Origin of the sequence: Qipengyuania sp. ASV99 (genome assembly GCF_047872805.1) — a bacterium.
In the GTDB taxonomy this organism is placed as follows: domain Bacteria; phylum Pseudomonadota; class Alphaproteobacteria; order Sphingomonadales; family Sphingomonadaceae; genus Erythrobacter.
Map to the genome: position 1 here is coordinate 25851 of NZ_JBLQUK010000006.1, position 18891 is coordinate 44741.

The following is an 18891-nucleotide window of genomic DNA, read 5'->3' on the forward strand; positions in this document are numbered from 1 at the left end:
TCAACAATGTGGGTCATTTACGCAGTGAAGTATCGGGACGGGGAAATCTCGAATGGCTGACCGCACACCTGCACCCGATACCCCCGAACTTCGCGCGCGTTGGGGCGACTTCGCTTTTTCCAAGGCCTACAAAGCCAGGGCCGACCGCGAGATCGCCAAGTATCCTGATGGCCGCCAGAAATCGGCGGTTATGGCACTGCTCGATCTTGCCCAGCGGCAGGTGGGCGAGGAGACCGATACGCAAGGCTGGCTGCCGCTGCCGGTGATCGAATTTGTCGCGAAGTATCTCGACATGCCGGTGATCCGCGTGCTCGAAGTCGCCAGCTTCTACTTCATGTATAACCTGAAGCCCGTCGGCAAATTCCACGTCCAGGTGTGCGGCACCACGCCCTGCATGCTGCGCGGCAGCGACGACATCATCGCCGCCTGCAAAAGCCGAGGGATGGTGAAGGGCGGGGTATCGGCGGACGGGCTGTGGACCCTCACAGAAGTCGAATGCATGGGCAATTGCGCCACCGCGCCGATGGTCCAGATCAACGACGACAATTACGAAGACCTGACGCCCGAACGCTTGGACGCGGTGCTCGATGCACTGGCAGCGGGCGAGATGCCCAAGGCGGGCACGCAGGAGCCGGGGCGGCATACGTCCGAACCCAGCGGCGGGCCGACCACGCTGAAAGAAATGGTCACCAAAAACCACGATTACCGGGGCGAGTGGCAATGAACGGCGGCGTCCTCGCATTGTTGCTGGCGGGCCTCATTGGATTTGGCGCAGGCGCATATCTTGCTGCAACCGGAGAGCGCGGCATCGGAATCGCATTGATGGCTATGGGACTGATCTTTCAGGTTTTGACTTTGCGTCAGCTAAAATTGGCAAAAATGAAGGGATCACCCGATGCTGGCCGATAGGGACCGGATCTTCACCAATGTCTACGGCTTTCAGGACTGGGGCCTGAAGGCAGCGCAGGCGCGCGGCGATTGGGATGGGACCAAGGCGCTGCTCGCACGCGGGCAGGACTCGATTATCGAAGAGATGAAGGCTAGCGGCCTGCGCGGGCGCGGCGGGGCAGGTTTCCCCACTGGCCTCAAATGGTCGTTCATGCCCAAAGTTTCGCGCGACGGTCGGCCCAGTTTCCTCGTCATCAACGCCGACGAATCAGAACCGGGCAGTTGCAAGGACCGCGAAATCCTGCGCCACGATCCGCACAAGCTGATCGAAGGCGCGCTGGTCGCCGGTTACGCGATGCGCGCGCGAGCGGCGTACATCTACATTCGCGGCGAGTATATCCGCGAGGCCGAAACGCTGCAAAAGGCCATAGACGAAGCTTATAATGCTGGGTTGATTGGCAAGAACGCCTGCGGTTCGGGCTATGATTTCGACGTGTTCATGCACCGCGGTGCGGGTGCCTATATCTGCGGTGAAGAAACCGCTATGATCGAGAGCCTCGAAGGCAAGAAGGGCCAACCGCGCCTCAAACCCCCGTTCCCGGCGGGCGCGGGCCTTTATGGCTGCCCGACCACGGTCAACAATGTCGAGAGCATCGCGGTCGCGCCGACGATCCTGCGGCGCGGGGCTTCATGGTTCAGCAGCTTCGGGCGCGAGAACAACAAGGGCACCAAGCTGTTCCAGATCAGCGGCCACGTGGAAAAGCCCTGCGTCGTTGAAGAATCGATGAGCATCCCGTTCGAGGAACTGATTGAAAAACATTGCGGCGGCATTCGCGGCGGGTGGGACAATCTGCTGGCGGTGATCCCCGGTGGATCATCGGTGCCGCTTGTCCCCGCCGAACAGATGCGTCATGCGCTGATGGATTTTGACGGGCTGAAAGACCTTGGCAGCGGGCTTGGCACCGCAGCGGTGATTGTGATGGACAAGTCAACCGATATTGTTCGCGCGATCAGCCGCATCAGCTATTTCTACAAGCACGAAAGCTGCGGCCAGTGCACCCCCTGCCGTGAAGGCACGGGTTGGATGTGGCGCATGATGGAACGCTTGCGCACGGGCGATGCGGCAATCGAGGAAATCGACATGCTGCACGAAGTCACCAAGCAGGTCGAAGGCCACACCATTTGCGCGCTCGGCGATGCGGCGGCATGGCCGATCCAGGGGCTGATCCGGCATTTCCGGCCGGAGCTGGAACGCCGGATCCATGAGCACAACGCGCAGTTTGCGGAGGCGGCGGAGTGAAAGAAGCCCTTCACACGATTTTGCTTGGGATAAGCGCGCTCTTCGCGATCCTTGCTGTTGTGGTCGCGGCTATGTTGAGCGCCACAGCCGAGCCGAGCGTCGAGGCGCTTGCCGCTCTGTTCATTCCAGCGATCTCATTCGGGTTTGTTGCTTGGACGACCCGCAAAAAATCGAGAAATTCGAAAGGCACGGCTAATGCCTAAAGTCACCGTAGACGGTCAGGAAATCGAGGTCCCGGCGGGCGCGACTGTGCTGCAGGCGTGCGAGCTGGCGGGCAAGGAAATCCCGCGCTTCTGCTATCACGAACGGCTCAGCATCGCAGGCAATTGCCGGATGTGTCTGGTCGAGGTGAAGCCCGGGCCGCCCAAGCCACAGGCGTCCTGCGCGCTGCCCGCTGCCGAGGGTCAGGAAATCCGCACCGACACGCCGATGGTCAAGAAGGCCCGCGAAGGGGTGATGGAGTTCCTGCTCATCAATCACCCGCTCGATTGCCCGATCTGTGATCAGGGCGGCGAGTGCGATTTGCAGGATCAGGCGGTCGCCTATGGCCGCGGCGGTTCGCGGTACGAACGTGAAAACAAGCGTGCTGTGACCGAGAAATACATGGGCCCGCTGATCAAGACGATCATGACGCGCTGCATTCACTGCACCCGCTGCGTTCGTTTCTCCGAGGAGATTGCGGGCGTGGACGAAATCGGCGCGCTGTATCGCGGCGAGGATATGCAGATCACCACCTATCTCGAACAGGCGGCGGCGCATGAATTGTCGGCTAATGTGATCGACCTGTGCCCGGTCGGCGCACTGACCTCGCGCCCCTACGCTTTTGAAGCGCGCCCGTGGGAATTGAAACGCACGCTGAGCGTTGATGTGTCGGATGCGGTGGGCGCGAATATCTCGCTGCATTCCAAGGGCCGCGAAGTCATGCGCGCGCTGCCGCGCATCAACGATGACGTCAACGAGGAGTGGCTGAGCGACAAGGGCCGCTATCAGGTCGATGGTCTGAGCAAGCGGCGGCTCGACAAGGTGTATGTGCGCAAGGCAGGGAAGCTTGCGCCCGCGACCTGGACCGAAGGGTTTGACTCCATTGCCAGCCACCTTGGCAAGGACAAGAGCAAGATCGCTGCTGTCGCGGGCGACCTCGTCGATTGCGAGACGATGTTCGCGGCCAAGGCGCTGGTGAAGGCATGTGGTTCCGACCTCGTCGAAGCGCGCCAGACCGGCATGACCTACGACGTCACGAACCTCGCGGCGGTCAATTTCAACTCGACATTTGCCGGGATCGAGACGGCTGACTGCATCTTCATCATCGGCAGCCACATCCGCTGGGAAGCGGCTCTGGTCAATGCGCGTATCCGCAAGGCGGTGAAGGCCGGGGCGAAGGTGTTCGTGGTCGGGCCGGAATGGGAAACGACCTATCCGGCGACCTTCCTTGGCGAAGATTTGAAGGTGCTGAACCGCGTTCCCAAGGCTTTGGGCGATGCGATGAAGGCGGCGACACGCCCGGCAGTGATCCTTGGCGGCGCGGCTCTGGCGGCGGGGGCGTTGGCTCCGGCGCTCAAGCTGGTCGACAAGCTCAAGCTGGTGCGGGCCAAAGAAGACGGGACAACCTGGAACGGTTTCAACGTCCTGCACATGAGCGCCGCGCGCATGGGTTCGCTGATGCTCGATTTCACCGTGCCAAGCGGCATGGCTGAGATCGCGGCTGCCAGCCCCAAGGTGGTGCTCAGCCTCGGTGCGGATGAGATGAATTTTGAGCCGTTCGCCGATGCCCTGAAGGTCTATATCGGCCACCACGGCGACAAGGGCGCGCATCACGCCGACATTATCCTGCCGGGCGCGTCCTATGCCGAAAAGGATGGGACTTACGTCAACACCGAAGGCCGGGTGCAATTCGCCGAGAAAGCCGTGTTCGCGCCGGGCGACGCGCGTGAGGATTGGACGATCCTGCGCGCGCTGGCTGATGCTCTGGGTGTGAGCGTGGGCTTTGACAGCTTTGGGGAATTGCAGGCGAAGATGATCGCCGAGGCTCCCGCACTGGGAGAAGAGGGACTTGCCGATTACGGCGCTCTGTCCAAGGCAGATTCGGCTGCGAAGTTCGAAGGCGAAATCACCGCCTATCCGGTCAAGGATTTCTACCTCACCAACCCCATCGCCCGCGCGAGCGCGGTGATGCAGCAATGTTCGGCCGAACTGCTGCATGGGGCCGAAATGAAGGAGGCGGCAGAATGACTCCCTTCTTCCAATCGCTCGGCCTGCCGTACGAATGGGCATGGACCATCGCGACGCTCGCGGGGATCCTGATCATCTCGCTGCTCGTCATGTTCAGTGTCGCTATGGTGATCTATGTCGACCGCAAGGTGCTGGGCGCGGTGATGTTGCGGCGCGGTCCCAATGTGGTGGGACCTTTCGGGCTGCTCCAGTCCTTCGCGGACGGGCTCAAGGTGTTCTTGCAAGAGACGATCATCCCGAGCGCCGCGAACAAGGGCATCTTCCTGCTCGCGCCGATCATCACCTTCACCGTGGCGCTCGCTGCGTGGGCGGTGATCCCGTTTGATGCAGGCGTGGTGCTGGCGGACATCAATGTCGGCCTTCTCTACATCCTCGCGATCAGCTCCTTGGGCGTTTACGGCGTGGTGATGAGCGGGTGGGCGTCAAACTCGAAATACCCGTTCTTCTCCGCGATGCGGGCCGCCGCGCAGATGATCTCTTATGAGGTCTCGATCGGCTTTATCCTCGTGTGCGTTGTGCTGTGGGCGGGGACGTTCAACATGAGCGGCATTGTCGAGGCGCAGCGCGGGCATGGGTTCGGCATCGTCAACGCCTTCGCCTTCAACCTGCTCTTGTTCCCGATGTTCGTGGTGTTCTTCATCAGCGCGCTGGCCGAAACCGCGCGTGCGCCGTTTGATCTGACCGAGGCGGAGAGCGAGCTGGTCGCTGGGTATCAGACCGAATATTCCTCCATGGCCTTCGCGCTGTTCTGGCTGGGCGAATATGCCAACATCCTGCTGATGTGTTCGCTGTGCACCCTGCTGTTCATGGGCGGGTGGCTACCCCCGATTGAGTGGGCACCGCTTTATTATGTGCCGGGAATCGTGTGGTTCCTGCTCAAGACCTTCGGGTTTTTCCTGATCTTCAGCTGGATCTGGGCCACCGTGCCGCGGTACCGCTATGACCAATTAATGCGGCTTGGTTGGAAGGTGTTCCTGCCGATGAGCCTGCTGTTTGTGGCGGTGATCAGCGGGTATCTGATGGCGATTGGGCATTTCGGATGATTGCGCTCACCCTAGCTCTCGCGGCGGAACTTGGTCCTGTTGGGGCCAATACCGTTGCGCCGGAAGAATTCCGCCAGAAAGTCGCATTCCTCCATGTCTGCATCACTGATGTCTTGCCGGAAACGGGCTATCGCGAACTCGGTACACTCGATGTGGAGAAGGGTAACAATGCCCCGACTGTCCGCCTGTTCAGCAACGGTCCGTCTCATCAGTTCGAAAACGGTTACATCACGCGCGTCGATACCCAAAAAGGGGACGACATAGTGGTGTTTTACGCCCACCTCACCGGAGAGCGTGACGGTGGACCGGCGACATTGGTGATCCGGGACGAGCATAATGCTGGCAGGGGAACCCGTGTCGTTACGGCCAAACTCGAATTTGATGGCGGCACACGGGAATATCAGTGCGATCCAACATTCAGGCAACAGAAACAATGACAGTGTCCCACCTCATCAAGAGCTTCACCCTTTGGGAATTCCTAAAAGCGCATGCCTTGACGCTGAAGTATTTCTTCAAGCCCAAGGTGACGATCAACTACCCCTTCGAGAAGTCGCCGCTTTCCCCGCGTTTCCGCGGTGAGCACGCGCTGCGCCGCTATCCGAACGGCGAAGAACGCTGCATCGCGTGCAAGCTGTGCGAGGCCGTGTGCCCGGCGCAGGCGATCACCATCGAGAGCGAACCGCGCGAGGACGGCAGCCGCCGCACCACCCGCTACGATATCGACATGACCAAGTGCATCTATTGCGGCTTCTGTCAGGAAGCCTGCCCGGTCGATGCCATCGTCGAGGGGCCGAATTTCGAATATTCCACCGAAACCCGCGAAGAGCTGCTGTACGACAAGGCAAAGCTGCTGGCGAACGGTGACAAGTGGGAACGGGCCATCGCGGCCAATCTTGAAGCCGACGCACCCTATCGCTAGGGCCCCGAGCAAAGCCAACACACGCGGGACGGAAAAACAGGGATCATGATTCAGACACTCGCCTTTTACCTGTTCGCAGGGCTGGTCATCGCAAGCGCGGTCATGGTCATCATGTCGCGCAATCCGGTGCACAGCGTGCTGTGGCTGATCTTGGCGTTTTTTAACGCGGCTGGGCTGATGGTGCTGGTGGGCGCGGAGTTCATCGCGATGCTGCTTGTGATCGTTTACGTCGGTGCCGTTGCGGTGCTGTTCCTGTTCGTGGTGATGATGCTCGACATTGATCTTGCGGAATTGCGGTCATCCTTCATCAAGAATTTTCCGCTGGGGATCGCAGTTGCTTTGATCCTGCTGGCCGAATTGTTCCTTGGGATTGGTGCCTACGGCGCGGGCGGGCTGGAACTTGGCACGCCTGACGGAATGGCCGCAACGGGTCGCCCGGGGGTCAGCAATATCGAGGCCATCGGGGCGCTGCTGTATGGGCGCTATATCATCCTGTTCGAGATCGCCGGGATCATCTTGCTGGTGGCGATGATTGGGGCCATCGTGCTGACCCACCGCGAACCAAGGCCGGGCGCGCGCGGGCGTCAGGACATCGGCAAGCAAATCAGCCGCCGCCCCGAGGATGCGACCATCATGAAGAACCCCAAATACGGGAAGGGGGTCGAACTGTGATCGGTATCGAACATTACCTGACCGTCGGAGCGATCCTGTTCGTGCTTGGCGTGCTGGGGATTTTCCTCAATCGCAAGAATGTGATCGTCATCCTGATGGCGATTGAACTGATCCTGCTGAGTGTGAACATCAATCTGGTCGCTTTCAGCGCCTTCATGCAGGATCTGGTCGGTCAGGTCTTCGCCATGATGGTGCTCACTGTTGCGGCGGCAGAGGCGGCCATCGGGCTTGCTATTCTCGTCATCTATTATCGCGGGCGCGGGACAATCGCGGTCGATGATGTCAACCGGATGAAGGGATAGCCGCCGGTGGATATGATCCTCATCATCGTTTTCGCGCCGTTGCTCGCTGCGATCATCGCAGGGCTGGGCAATCGGGCGCTGGGCAATGCAATAACCAAATCGGTCACGACCGGGGCGCTGTTCCTTTCTGCGGCTTTGAGCTGGCCGATTTTCCTCGGCTTTCTTGCCGGGACAGAAACCGCGCAGGTTGTCCCTGTGCTGCAATGGGTTCGTTCGGGCGACCTGGCGTTTGATTGGGCGCTGCGCGTCGATGCGCTCACCGCCGTGATGCTGGTAGTGATCAACACTGTGTCCGCGCTCGTGCACCTCTATTCGTGGGGATACATGGAGGAAGACCCGGATCAGCCGCGGTTCTTCGCTTATTTGTCGCTGTTCACCTTTGCGATGCTGATGCTGGTGACAGCAGACAACCTTGTGCAGATGTTCTTTGGTTGGGAAGGGGTGGGGCTTGCCTCGTATCTGCTGATCGGTTTCTGGTTCAAGAAGCCAAGCGCCGGAGCCGCCGCAATCAAGGCGTTTGTGGTCAACCGCGTGGGCGACCTTGGCTTCATGTTGGGCATCTTTGGCACTTATCTGGTGTTCCAGACGACCTCGATCTCGGAAATCCTCGCCTCTGCGCCTGGTATGAGCGGATCGACGATAACCTTTGTCGGGATGCGCCTTTATACGATGGATATTCTGTGCATCCTGCTGTTCATCGGCGCGATGGGCAAATCGGCTCAGCTGGGCCTGCACACTTGGCTACCTGACGCGATGGAGGGCCCGACGCCGGTTTCCGCGCTGATCCATGCGGCAACCATGGTGACGGCGGGTGTGTTCATGGTCTGCCGTCTGTCACCTATGTTCGAAACCGCGCCAACCGCACTGATGATCGTGACAGTGATCGGTGCAGCCACCTGCTTCTTCGCCGCGACCATCGGCACAACACAATGGGACATCAAGCGGGTGATTGCCTATTCGACCTGCTCGCAGCTGGGATATATGTTCTTTGCTGCCGGGGTGGGCGCATACAATGTGGCGATGTTCCACCTGTTCACGCACGCGTTCTTCAAAGCATTGCTGTTCCTTGGCGCAGGGTCAGTGATCCACGCGATGCATCATGAACAGGATATGCGGTGCTACGGCGGTCTGCGTAAGGAAATCCCGTTGACCTTTGCCGCGATGCTTGCAGGCACGCTGGCAATTACTGGGCTTGGGGTGTATCACTTTGGTGTTGGCTTTGCGGGGTTCTGGTCGAAGGATGCGGTGCTCGAAGTCGCCTTTGCGCGCGGGACTGAAATTTCGGTCATGGCGTTCTGGCTCGGCGTTACCGCTGCACTGCTCACCAGCTTTTACAGCTGGCGGCTGATGTTCCTGACATTCTGGGGTAAGCCGCGCTGGATTGAGAGCGAGCATATCCAGCACAGTGTCCACAAGACCCCCGAACAGGCGGGCGACGATACGACTGGCGGCTATCACCCACACGAAAGCCCGGTCACGATGCTCATTCCGCTCGGCTTGTTGACTGTCGGGGCGGTTGCTGCGGGGCAGTTTTTTGCTCCGGGTTTTATCGACGACGCGGCATTCTGGGGCGGATCGGTGTTTTACAATGGGGACCTGATCCACGCGATGCACGCAGTGCCTTACTGGGTGAAATATTCGGCGTTCATCGTGATGATCATTGGATTTGGCGGCGCATATCTCGCCTATATGGCCAAGCCTGAGATCCCTGCCAAATTCGTGAACATCTTTGGCGCTCTGCACCGGTTCGTCTTCAACAAATGGTATTTTGACGAGCTTTATGACCGGATATTCGTTAAGCCTTCATTCTGGCTGGGCCGCCAGTTCTGGAAGCTTGGCGATGTTGCCACTATCGACCGATTTGGCCCCAATGGCGTCGCCTGGGCCGTTACCCGCGGTGCGGCAGCGGCCAAGACAATCCAGTCTGGCTATCTTTACACCTATGCGTTGATCATGCTGCTCGGCCTGATCGCTGCAATCACTTACGCGCTGCTTTGAGGATCGTCTGAGCAATGGAAGGCTTTCCCATCCTCACCACCATGATGCTGGTTCCGCTCGCAGGTGCTGCGCTGTGCCTGTTCAGTGCAGCGCGGGCTGCGCGCGGCATTGCGCTCGCAAGCACGCTTGCGACATTCGCGCTCGGTGTGATGCTGTGGTCGAATTATGACATTGGCGGCGCACAGTGGCAGTTTCAGGAACGTTATGAACTGTTCGCAGGCTTCTCCTATGCTTTGGGTATAGACGGCATTTCGCTGATGCTGATTATGCTCAGTGTGTTTCTGATGCCGATTTGTATCCTTGCCAGCTGGGACGCGATCCAGAAGCGGGTCGGCGAATATATGGCGGCTTTCCTGTTCATGGAGGTGCTGATGATCGGCACTTTCGCGGCGCAGGATCTGTTCCTGTTTTATATCTTCTTCGAAGCGGGCTTGATCCCGATGTATCTCATCATCGGCGTGTGGGGCGGGGATAACCGCATCTACGCAAGCTACAAATTCTTCCTGTATACGCTGATCGGTTCGGTGCTGATGCTGATCGCGATGTTCTGGATGGTGGCCGAAGCTGGCACGTCTGACATCCCGACCTTGATGCAATATGATTTTCCGGCGGGCGCGCAGACATGGCTGTGGCTAGCGTTCTTTGCGAGCTTTGCGGTGAAAGTTCCGATGTGGCCGTTCCACACCTGGCTGCCCGATGCCCATGTGCAGGCGCCGACTGCCGGTTCGGTGATCCTCGCAGGGGTTCTGCTGAAGCTGGGCGGCTATGGCTTTATCCGGTTCAGCCTGCCGATGTTCCCCGATGCCTCTGCAGATTTCGCGTGGTTTGTATTCATCCTGTCAATGATCGCGGTTGTTTACACCTCGCTCGTCGCGCTGGTGCAGGCCGACATGAAGAAGCTGATTGCCTATTCTTCAGTCGCGCACATGGCGATTGTTACCGTGGGTCTATTCGCTTTCAACGTTCAGGGTCTTGAAGGAGCGATGATCGTCATGCTCAGCCACGGCCTCGTTTCGGGCGCATTGTTCCTGTGTGTGGGCGTGATCTATGATCGCCTGCATACCCGCGAGATTGAGCGTTACGGCGGCCTGTCTATCAACATGCCGTATTACGCGATCTTCTTCCTGCTGTTCACCATGGCTTCTATCGGGCTGCCAGGAACGAGCGGCTTTGTCGGCGAGTTCCTGTCGCTTGCCGGGATTTACCAGTCTTCCAGCCTCGTGGCGCTGATTTGCACCACCGGGATCATTCTTGGCGCTGCTTATATGCTTTATCTCTATCGCCGCGTAGCATTTGGTGACCAGAAGAACGCTGACGCTGCAGCGATGAAGGATATCTCCGCGCGCGAGTGGGCGATGATGGCGCCGATCGCCGCCGTCGTTCTTTGGATGGGGGTTTATCCCGAAAGCTTCCTTGCGCCCATGCGCGCCGATATCGCGGTGCTTGATGCGCAAATCGCTGCCGCTGCACCCGTTGGGGATGCGGAGCTAGACGTGGGCGCTCCGCGAGAGAACATTGCCAATGCGATTGAGCATCATGCGGAGGGGAGCCACTGATGGATTTCCCTGCTTCATTCGCGCTGATCGCGCCTGAACTTTTGTTGACTTCAGCGGGTCTGGTGTTGCTGCTCGTCTCGGCATGGGGCGGCGACAAGCTGGCCCGCCTGGTTGCGGTGCTGGCGGTGACAGCGCTGTTTGGCGCAGGATTCATGCTAGTGCCTGGATTGCATTTCGGAGTGGATGGCCCCGACACTTTGGCATTCGGTAGCTTGATGAAGATCGACAGCTTTGCGTTGTTTGCCAAGGCATTGATTTATCTTTCGGCCATTGCGTGCTTAATTATGGCCCCGGCATTTTTCGACAGTGAGGCGGCGGGCCGCGAAAAGGGCATGCGCGCCGAATATTCGGTGCTGATCCTGTTTGCGGTGCTGGGCATGAGCATCATGGTATCCGCCGCTGATTTCATGACGCTTTATCTGGGACTGGAACTCAACAGTTTGGCCGCTTACGTCCTTGCCTCGATCCTGAGGCAAGATCAGCGTTCAGCCGAGGCGGGACTCAAATATTTCGTGCTGGGCGCGTTGGCGTCGGGCATTCTGCTTTACGGTATGAGCCTGCTGTATGGCTTTACCGGCGGAACCGATTTTGTCAGTGTGCGAGCCGGTCTCGAAGGGGAAATGAGCACCGGCCAGTTGTTCGGCCTTATCTTCGTGCTATCCGGACTGGCTTTCAAGATTGCCGCGGTGCCGTTCCATATGTGGACGCCTGACGTATACGAAGGCGCGCCGACACCAGTCACTGCGTTCTTTTCCACCGCACCCAAAGTTGCCGCCGTTGCGTTGACCACGCGCGTGGTGTTTGAAGTGTTCGGCGGTCAGGTTGAGGCATGGCAACAGATCGTAATGTTCATGGCGCTTGCATCGATCGTTTTCGGTGCGCTCGGCGCGATTGGGCAGGAGAATTTAAAGCGTCTGCTCGCCTATTCCTCGATCAACAATGTCGGCTTTATCCTGCTGGGGCTGGCTGTGGGAATTCCCGAAGGCGCGAGCGCGATGCTGGTCTATTTGTTCATCTATATTGCGATGAGTCTTGGAAGCTTTGCGGCACTGCTGATGCTGCGCGGCGAGGACGGCAAACTCTATGAGACGTTCGGTGATATCAGCGGCCTGGCAGTGACCCGCCCTGCGATAGCATGGGGGTTGCTATTCTTGATGTTCAGCCTTGCGGGAATTCCGCCCTTGCTGGGCTTCTACGGAAAGTTCGTGGTGTTTCAGGCCACGGTCGAAGCGGGCTTGGTCGCTTTTGCCGCCATCGCCATCGCCGCAAGTGTGATCGGCGCATTTTACTACATCAAGTTTGTCAAAGTTATGTTTTTCGACGAGCCTGCCGGGGTGGTCACGGGCAAGAGCGGCGCTGCACATTGGGTCCTGCTCGGTCTGACTGCGGCGATCGTTTCACCACTTGGCTATTTGCTGACCCCTTCGCTGACAGATCTGGCTGACAAGGCCGCGGCATCCCTGTTCCTAGTTCCTTGATCGAAACCGTTCCCGAAACTGGATCGACCAATGCCGACTTGCTCTCCCGATTGAGCAGTGGGGAGGCAATAGCAGAAGGTTACTGGCTGCGCGCGGAGCAACAACGTGCAGGGCGCGGGCGCAGCGGTCGCAAATGGTTGAGTGCTGCGGGAAACCTTTATGCCAGCACCGTCGTGAACTTGCGCAAAGACGATCCGCCGGCGCACACGCTTTCGCTGGTTGCGGGCACGGCGGTGTGGGACATGCTGCGTGAACAAATCGGGGTCAACGCCAACCTTCATCTGAAATGGCCGAACGATATCATTGTCCGCAAGGCCAAGATCGCCGGCATTTTGCTTGAAAGAACGGGTGATAGCGTTGTGGTGGGGATTGGGATTAACGTTCGCTTTGCACCCGAAGTCGAAAGCCGCCAGACAACCAGTATTCACGCCGTCAACAGCAGCAATGAAAGTGGTCCGGACAGGATTTTGCAATATCTTGCCAAGGAGATGGCTTACGCGATTTCGCTGTGGCGCAGCGATGGCTTGCCGGGGCTACTTAGACGCTGGAGCGACCGGGCGTTTCCCATTGGCACCGGACTTTCGGTCAATGTTGGTGATGGAGAACAGGCGCACGGCACATTCGCCGGGCTCGATCAAGCTGGTTCGCTGCTGTTGCGCTTGGAGAATGGTGAAGTGCGGACTATCCACGCAGGCGATGTATCGCTGATTGCAGAAGGGAAATCCTAGTGCTGCTGGCCGCCGATGTCGGAAACACCAATGTTGTTTTTGCCTTGTTCGAACCGGATGGGCAGGGAGGATTCTCCCCGCGCGCGCGCTGGCGTATTGCCACCGATCCGCGCCGGACGGGGGACGAATATGCAGTTTGGCTGCTGCAATTGCTCAACATCGAAGGTGTGGCACGCGAAGCCATAACTCAGCTGATATATGCCTCGGTCGTGCCGCGTGCTGATCACAATTTGACGGTGCTCGCACAGAAATATTTTGGAATCACGCCGATCAAGGCTGGCGAAGGAGCTGCCGCTTGGCAGTTTGAGATTGATGTCGATCAGCCCAGTTCGCTGGGGGCGGATCGCGCTCTCAACATCCTTGCTGCGCACAAGAAATATGGCGGTGATCTGATCGTTGTCGATTTCGGCACCGCGACCAAATTTGAGGCTATTGACTTCAATGGCGCTTATAAGGGCGGTTCAATTGCTCCAGGTATCAACCTGTCGCTTGATGCTTTGGTCGGTAAGACCGCCAAACTGCCACGCATTGCCATTCGCGCACCGACCACCACCAGTGTCATCGGGCGCAACACCGAAGATCAGATGCTGATCGGCGTATTCTGGGGCTATGTCGCCATGATGGAGGGGATCGTGGCGAAAATGAAGGCTGAGATTGGCCGTCCCGCAAGAGTGATCGCAACCGGCGGTCTGGCCATATTGTTCGACGATGCGACCGATATTTTTGACGAGGTCAACACCGACCTGACCATAGAAGGGCTCGCAATACTGGCTAAACAAGCCGGAGCCTGAGCGAAGCCCCAAAAAACGCGAGATCATGTGAAAAAGAACTATACCCCTGAAAATGAATTACTTTTCCTCGCGCTCGGAGGGTCTGGCGAAATTGGCATGAACGTCAACCTGTATGGCTGCGACGGCAAGTGGCTGATGGTTGACCTAGGTATGACCTTTTCCGGCGGAGAATATCCCGGCGTTGATCTGGTTTTTGCCGATCTGGAATTTATTGAAGAACGCACGCGCGATCTGATCGGTATAGTGCTGACCCACGCGCATGAAGATCATATTGGCGCAGTGCCTTATTTTGCGGGTGAGCTGGGCGTGCCGCTCTACGCCACTCCGTTCACCGCCGATCTGGTCGCGCGCAAGCTTGAAGAAGCGGGGTTGCTGGGCAAGGTCAAACTCAACATTATCGAAGAAGACCACGGCGAAATCGATATTGGTCCGTTCACGATAACCTATCTGCCGCTGGCTCACTCGATCGCAGAGGGCAATGCGTTGCTGATAGACACACCCTATGGCCGGGTGTTTCATACAGGTGATTGGAAACTTGATGACGATCCGATCATCGGTGAACCCACAACCGAGGAAGAGCTGCGCGCCATAGGCGACGAGGGCGTGCTGGCGCTGGTGTGCGATTCGACCAACGTCTTTAATGCCAATCCGTCGGGTTCCGAAGGCGCAGTGTACAAGGGGCTGATGGAAGAGGTTGCTCGCCATTCTGGCAAGCGTGTGCTGGTGACGACGTTTGCCAGCAATGTCGCCCGGCTTCAGACTTTGGGCGAAGTTGCGCGCGAAACGGGCCGTCAACTTTGTGTCGCCGGGCGGTCGCTCGATCGGATTATCGAAGTGGCACAGGATAATGGCTATCTCGAAGACTTTCCCACACCCGTTGATTTTAACACAGCGATGAAACTTCCGCGCGGCGAGGTGCTGATCCTTGCGACGGGCGGACAGGGGGAACCCCGTGCCGCCTTGTCACGCATTGCCGATGGCAATCATCAGATTGAACTGGTCAGCGGTGATGTCGTGCTCTTCTCATCGCGCCAGATCCCCGGCAATGAAATCGCCATCGGCAAGATTCAGAATCAGCTGGCCGGGCGCGGGATCGAGCTGGTGACCGACCGGCAAAGCTTCATTCATGTCTCGGGTCACCCTGGTCGTCCCGAACTAGAAGCGCTCTATGATTGGCTGCGGCCCGAGGTGCTGGTGCCAGTCCACGGGGAAATGCGCCATATGCGCGAACAGGCGCGGGTCGGCAAAGCGGCGGGTATCGCGAAGAATATCGTTCAATCGAACGGTGATATAGTCCGCATTGCTCCGGGTGCTCCGGGCAAGATTGCCGAGGTTCGCCACGGGCGGCTTGTTCTCGATGGCGACATTATCGCCCCAGCCGATGGCGAAGCGATCGCTATGCGAAGGCGTATTGCGGGTGAGGGGGTGATCGTGGTGGTTTTGGCGCGCGGTGAAAGCCCCGCTCTCGAAGTGCTTGGTCTGCCGCTTGACGAGGACATGCCCGAATTCATTGAAGAAGCGCAAAACGACATTCTGACAGCCATCGGCAAGCTGAAAGGTCGCGACGCCAGCGACCCAGCAGCGGTGCAAGAAGCAGCGCGGCTTGCAGCCCGTCGTGCGGCGCGGCGTTGGTCTGGCAAGAGCCCGCAAGTGCGCGTGGTTATGCCCGGCGCCCGAACAGGAGCGCCGCGCAGATGAAGGTAACGTCGATCCTGGCGGTCTATTTCCTGTTCTGGGTCATGACCGCCTTTGTCATGCTGCCCTTTGGCGTGCGGACTGCCGATGAGGCCGGGGTGGAAAAGGTGCCGGGGCAAGCCGACAGTGCGCCGGTTAATTTTCGGCCTAGCAAATTGTTGATCCGCGCGACAATTATCGCGGCTTTGCTTACCAGCCTGTTCGTGCTCAATTTTGAATATGGCTGGATAACGGTGGATGATATCAACGTCTTCCCCGATCCGCCCTCGCAGCTTGGGAAGGGCCGCTAAAACCTTATCCTATTGGCGGAACCGCTCAATTGCCTGTGCCAGCACAACGTAAAGCTTGCCCATGTCAGAGCCGAGGATCGTTACCCCCAATGCGTTGCCGTCGCGGGTCGAAAGCATTGACCGCAGCATCGCTTCGAAATCATGGATATAGCGGCTGACATTGGATTTGAAGGCGTCGTCGCGCTGATACAGATCGGCAATCTCCTTGGCACCGCTGTTGTCGATCAACCGCACGGCGCGGCGTGTAAAGATGCCGCGGTCACCCTTTAGATAGGCGTCCCACGCAGTGTCGGTGACGTCGGTGGAAAGCGCGCTGGCGATGTCGATTGCATTGGAATTGAGGCTGTCGGTTATCAATGCCATGCGACGGGCGAAATCATTGCCGACCTGCTCTTCGGCCAATTCGCGGGATCGGGCAATGCGCTGTTCCAGATTGATGGTCAGTTCGTTCACCTTGGCCAATTGATCGCGCAGTTGGGCTGTCGCCTCGCGCCCGACCCCGGAGGCATGGGCGGCAGCCTGTTCAAGCTTGCCGACCGTCTCTGCGGTGTCATTACGGAGCGACTTTTCGATTTCGCTTACCGCTTCTTTGGAGATTGCTCCGGCAAGCGCGCCAACACGTTCGCGCGCGCCCTCTTCGAGTGCGGCAAAGGCAGCGGCGGTGGCCTGTTCCAGCGCGCTCAGTCCCTCGCGCAGCCGGTCCTGCGCTTCCCCGGCAAAGCTATCGCTTAGTTCGGTGAGGCGAGTGAAGCCGCCCCGAAGGCCCTGTAATCTCGCCAGCGCTTCCTCAGATTGCTCTGCCAGCCGGGCCTGCAATGATTGGATCGAATTGTCTGCAAGTTCAATTTTGGCCTGCGTCTCTATCAAATAGTCGCCCAGCCCCTCTGCCTTCTGATGCGCAACAAACATTGCCCCTGACAATCCAGCGGCGCGTTGTTCCACCGTACCAAGCGTGTTTGAGGCGGTTTCGATCGCCTTTGGTAAGTCTTCGCGGCTGTGTTTGGCGCCAGACTGGATGATTTCGAGCAATCGGATGCTCGCATCGGTAAGGCCGGCGATCCGTTCCTCGGTCTCGGAAAGAGCGGCTCGCTGCTGTGCCAATTGTTCACCCAATGTCCCGATGCCCGACACCAGTCCTTCGCGCGCCGAATCGCTGTTGGTGCTGACTTCTAAAATCAGACCTTGGAGCGCCTCAAGCTGCTGTGTCATCGCAGTACTTTGCGCGACGAGCTTTTCTGTTTGAGCAATTTGTTCCTCGCGTCGTTCGGCAAGGGCGTCGTCAAGATCTGCCAGTCGCTGTGCGAGAATCTCACTGGCCTGCGTTTCGCGGGTTTCAAATTCTTCCTGGCGGCGCGCAATCTCATCTCTGAATTTTGCATCCCGCACAGCCAGCCTGTCATCAAAGCGCCCCGCTTCTTCATGCAATTCCTGCACCCGCTTCTGGGATACCGAAATGGCTTGTTGATCGAGCTGGTCGAGCATTTGTACAGTGCGGGTCACGTCGGCCTCGAACCGTGACCTTGACGCCTGCAATTGTGCCATAGCGCCTGCCTCTGCTTCGCGCAGTTTCTCTGCAATGGAGTGAGCTTCGGCTTGCAAAATCGACATGCGTTCACTGAGCGCGCTCAACGCGTGACTTTCTGTTTCCGATATTTCCTTGTGATAGGTGCCCACGGCTGCTTCAACCGCAGCGAGCCGAGAAGAAATGACCTCGCCAATATCGACAAGTTGTTTTTCAAAACCGGTCATTACATCGGCAACGCGTGTATCAAAGGAAGCTATCTGGTTCATGCTCGCTTTGCCGAACTGATTGAGCCGATCAAAGCCGGTTACCAGCTTTTCAAGCTGATCCTGCGCTGTTCTGCCTGCATTGCCGATCTGATTGGAGACATCGCGCGCTGAGTTGGCGACCACCGGCAGATCATCGCGCAAACGGGTCATATTGCTCAGCGCAGTTTCGCTTGCGCTTCCGATTGCGTCAACTTGCGCACCATTGTCGGTGATCAATTGTTGTAATTCAGCGGCGCGGACAGACAGCCGTTCACTCGCAATCCGGCCTAGCGATTCAAGTTCAAGCGATTGCGCTCCCAGAAATTCGCGCGCCAACGCAAGCTCGCGGTTTACAACACTCAGCCGTGTTTCCAATTCGCTGCTTTCCCGTGACAGCAGCGATGCGGTCTCTGCAAACCGCTTCGCCTCCGCCCGCGAATGGCGCATCGTCAGTAGCCAACCAACTCCGACGAGCAGGACAGGCACCGACCAATCGATGATCCAACGGGTCCATTCGCTGGGCTGGGCACTTGCCGCAGCGAGCAGCCGGTCTTGCATCGCCCAGCCATAAAGCGCGCTCCAGCCAGCGATCAGCGCGATTGCAATTGTTGGCACAACCCAGCCAAAGCGTTGAGTGGCAGCTCCATCCGAAGCTTCCTCATCATACGGTGAAAGATCAAGTTCGCTATCCATTTCAATGGCATCGGCGAGGCTTTGTTCCTCCACCTTGCTTGCCGCTTCCGGCATGGATTGGTCTTGCGTAGCTGATTGAGGCTGCGCTTCCTTGGCGGCACCATGGTTCACGGCGCGAATATGCTTTCCAATGGACATTGCGCATAGATACCACAGCGCGGGCCGGGATAAACCCCGCTTTAACTCTCTCACTTTATTGCGTGGTTCCATGGCTTATGAAAGCGGAGCCCTTGATGCCACCCTTGCTGCAGCAGCCGGACACGATCCGGCGCTGATCGGGGAGTTGCGCAGTGCGTTTGTGGAAAGCGCTGGAAAGCAATTGGATCTGCTGAAACGTTCACGCTGCGATGGAAATTGGAACGTCGCGGCAATGCGTTTGAAAGGGTTGGCTGCGAGTTTCCATGCTGAGGATCTCTTGATCGCGGCGGAAAATGCTTTGGCATCGGCCCCCGGTGAACCAGCTGCAATCCGTGACATCGAAAATGTTCTGGCACGCTTTGCTGGCGGCCACCGAAGCCATTTATGCGGCTGACCGTCGC

The 18891-nt window shown here is 58.4% G+C and carries 19 protein-coding genes; 18 read left to right on the plus strand and 1 reads right to left on the minus strand.

The annotated features are described in order from the left end of the window. Positions 1-52: 52 nt before the first annotated feature. Genes nuoE through ACM64M_RS08615 form a run of 17 tightly spaced genes read left to right on the plus strand, consistent with a single transcriptional unit; the run spans position 53 to position 15889 of the window. Positions 53-724: an NADH-quinone oxidoreductase subunit NuoE gene (gene nuoE, locus ACM64M_RS08535; RefSeq protein ID WP_416228261.1), complete on the plus strand. Its 672-nt coding sequence runs from the start codon at positions 53-55 to the stop codon at positions 722-724. After that, on the plus strand, positions 721-909 hold the full coding sequence (locus tag ACM64M_RS08540) for a hypothetical protein (protein ID WP_416228262.1): 189 nt from the start codon (positions 721-723) through the stop codon (positions 907-909). Before nuoE ends, ACM64M_RS08540 begins: the two co-directional genes overlap by 4 nt. After that, a complete protein-coding gene (gene nuoF, locus ACM64M_RS08545; protein WP_416228263.1) occupies positions 896-2188 on the plus strand; it encodes an NADH-quinone oxidoreductase subunit NuoF in 1293 nt (430 codons plus the stop codon). The genes ACM64M_RS08540 and nuoF overlap by 14 nt, the downstream gene beginning before the upstream one ends. After that, complete coding sequence (locus tag ACM64M_RS08550; protein WP_416228264.1) at positions 2185-2391, plus strand: hypothetical protein; 207 nt, start codon at positions 2185-2187, stop codon at positions 2389-2391. Before nuoF ends, ACM64M_RS08550 begins: the two co-directional genes overlap by 4 nt. Continuing rightward, positions 2384-4417: an NADH-quinone oxidoreductase subunit NuoG gene (gene nuoG / locus ACM64M_RS08555; protein ID WP_416228265.1), complete on the plus strand. Its 2034-nt coding sequence runs from the start codon at positions 2384-2386 to the stop codon at positions 4415-4417. Before ACM64M_RS08550 ends, nuoG begins: the two co-directional genes overlap by 8 nt. Next, a complete protein-coding gene (nuoH, locus tag ACM64M_RS08560) occupies positions 4414-5460 on the plus strand; it encodes an NADH-quinone oxidoreductase subunit NuoH (protein ID WP_416228266.1) in 1047 nt (348 codons plus the stop codon). The genes nuoG and nuoH overlap by 4 nt, the downstream gene beginning before the upstream one ends. Further along, positions 5457-5897: a hypothetical protein gene (locus ACM64M_RS08565; RefSeq protein WP_416228267.1), complete on the plus strand. Its 441-nt coding sequence runs from the start codon at positions 5457-5459 to the stop codon at positions 5895-5897. Before nuoH ends, ACM64M_RS08565 begins: the two co-directional genes overlap by 4 nt. Then, positions 5894-6379, plus strand: a complete 486-nt coding sequence (gene nuoI, locus ACM64M_RS08570; RefSeq protein ID WP_416228268.1) for an NADH-quinone oxidoreductase subunit NuoI — start codon at positions 5894-5896, stop codon at positions 6377-6379. Before ACM64M_RS08565 ends, nuoI begins: the two co-directional genes overlap by 4 nt. 45 nt (positions 6380-6424) lie before the next feature. Beyond that, positions 6425-7051 (plus strand): NADH-quinone oxidoreductase subunit J, encoded by a 627-nt coding sequence (locus tag ACM64M_RS08575; protein WP_416228269.1) that lies wholly within the window; start codon positions 6425-6427, stop codon positions 7049-7051. Then, positions 7048-7353 carry an NADH-quinone oxidoreductase subunit NuoK gene (gene nuoK / locus ACM64M_RS08580; protein ID WP_416228270.1) on the plus strand — a complete coding sequence of 102 codons (306 nt, stop codon included), beginning with the start codon at positions 7048-7050 and terminating at the stop codon, positions 7351-7353. Before ACM64M_RS08575 ends, nuoK begins: the two co-directional genes overlap by 4 nt. Positions 7354-7365: 12 nt before the next feature. Beyond that, entirely contained in the window at positions 7366-9351 is a 1986-nt protein-coding gene (gene nuoL / locus ACM64M_RS08585) for an NADH-quinone oxidoreductase subunit L (protein WP_416228398.1), read from the plus strand. Between the two features lie 14 nt (positions 9352-9365). Further along, positions 9366-10907: an NADH-quinone oxidoreductase subunit M gene (locus tag ACM64M_RS08590; protein ID WP_416228271.1), complete on the plus strand. Its 1542-nt coding sequence runs from the start codon at positions 9366-9368 to the stop codon at positions 10905-10907. Continuing rightward, positions 10907-12385 carry an NADH-quinone oxidoreductase subunit NuoN gene (gene nuoN / locus ACM64M_RS08595; protein WP_416228272.1) on the plus strand — a complete coding sequence of 493 codons (1479 nt, stop codon included), beginning with the start codon at positions 10907-10909 and terminating at the stop codon, positions 12383-12385. Before ACM64M_RS08590 ends, nuoN begins: the two co-directional genes overlap by 1 nt. Next, a complete protein-coding gene (locus tag ACM64M_RS08600) occupies positions 12382-13113 on the plus strand; it encodes a biotin--[acetyl-CoA-carboxylase] ligase (RefSeq protein WP_416228273.1) in 732 nt (243 codons plus the stop codon). Before nuoN ends, ACM64M_RS08600 begins: the two co-directional genes overlap by 4 nt. Next, entirely contained in the window at positions 13113-13904 is a 792-nt protein-coding gene (locus ACM64M_RS08605; RefSeq protein ID WP_416228274.1) for a type III pantothenate kinase, read from the plus strand. Before ACM64M_RS08600 ends, ACM64M_RS08605 begins: the two co-directional genes overlap by 1 nt. A gap of 27 nt (positions 13905-13931) precedes the next feature. Further along, positions 13932-15602, plus strand: coding sequence for a ribonuclease J (locus tag ACM64M_RS08610; RefSeq protein ID WP_416228275.1), 1671 nt, complete (start codon positions 13932-13934; stop codon positions 15600-15602). Further along, a complete protein-coding gene (locus ACM64M_RS08615) occupies positions 15599-15889 on the plus strand; it encodes a DUF1467 family protein (RefSeq protein ID WP_416228276.1) in 291 nt (96 codons plus the stop codon). Before ACM64M_RS08610 ends, ACM64M_RS08615 begins: the two co-directional genes overlap by 4 nt. Before the next feature lie 9 nt (positions 15890-15898). On the opposite strand, the gene ACM64M_RS08620 is transcribed toward ACM64M_RS08615, so the two are convergent. After that, entirely contained in the window at positions 15899-18406 is a 2508-nt protein-coding gene (locus ACM64M_RS08620; RefSeq protein ID WP_416228277.1) for an ATPase, read from the minus strand. Between the two features lie 154 nt (positions 18407-18560). On the opposite strand from ACM64M_RS08620, the gene ACM64M_RS08625 reads away from it, so the two are divergent. Continuing rightward, positions 18561-18884 (plus strand): Hpt domain-containing protein, encoded by a 324-nt coding sequence (locus ACM64M_RS08625; RefSeq protein WP_416228399.1) that lies wholly within the window; start codon positions 18561-18563, stop codon positions 18882-18884. The last annotated feature ends 7 nt before the right edge of the window (positions 18885-18891 follow it).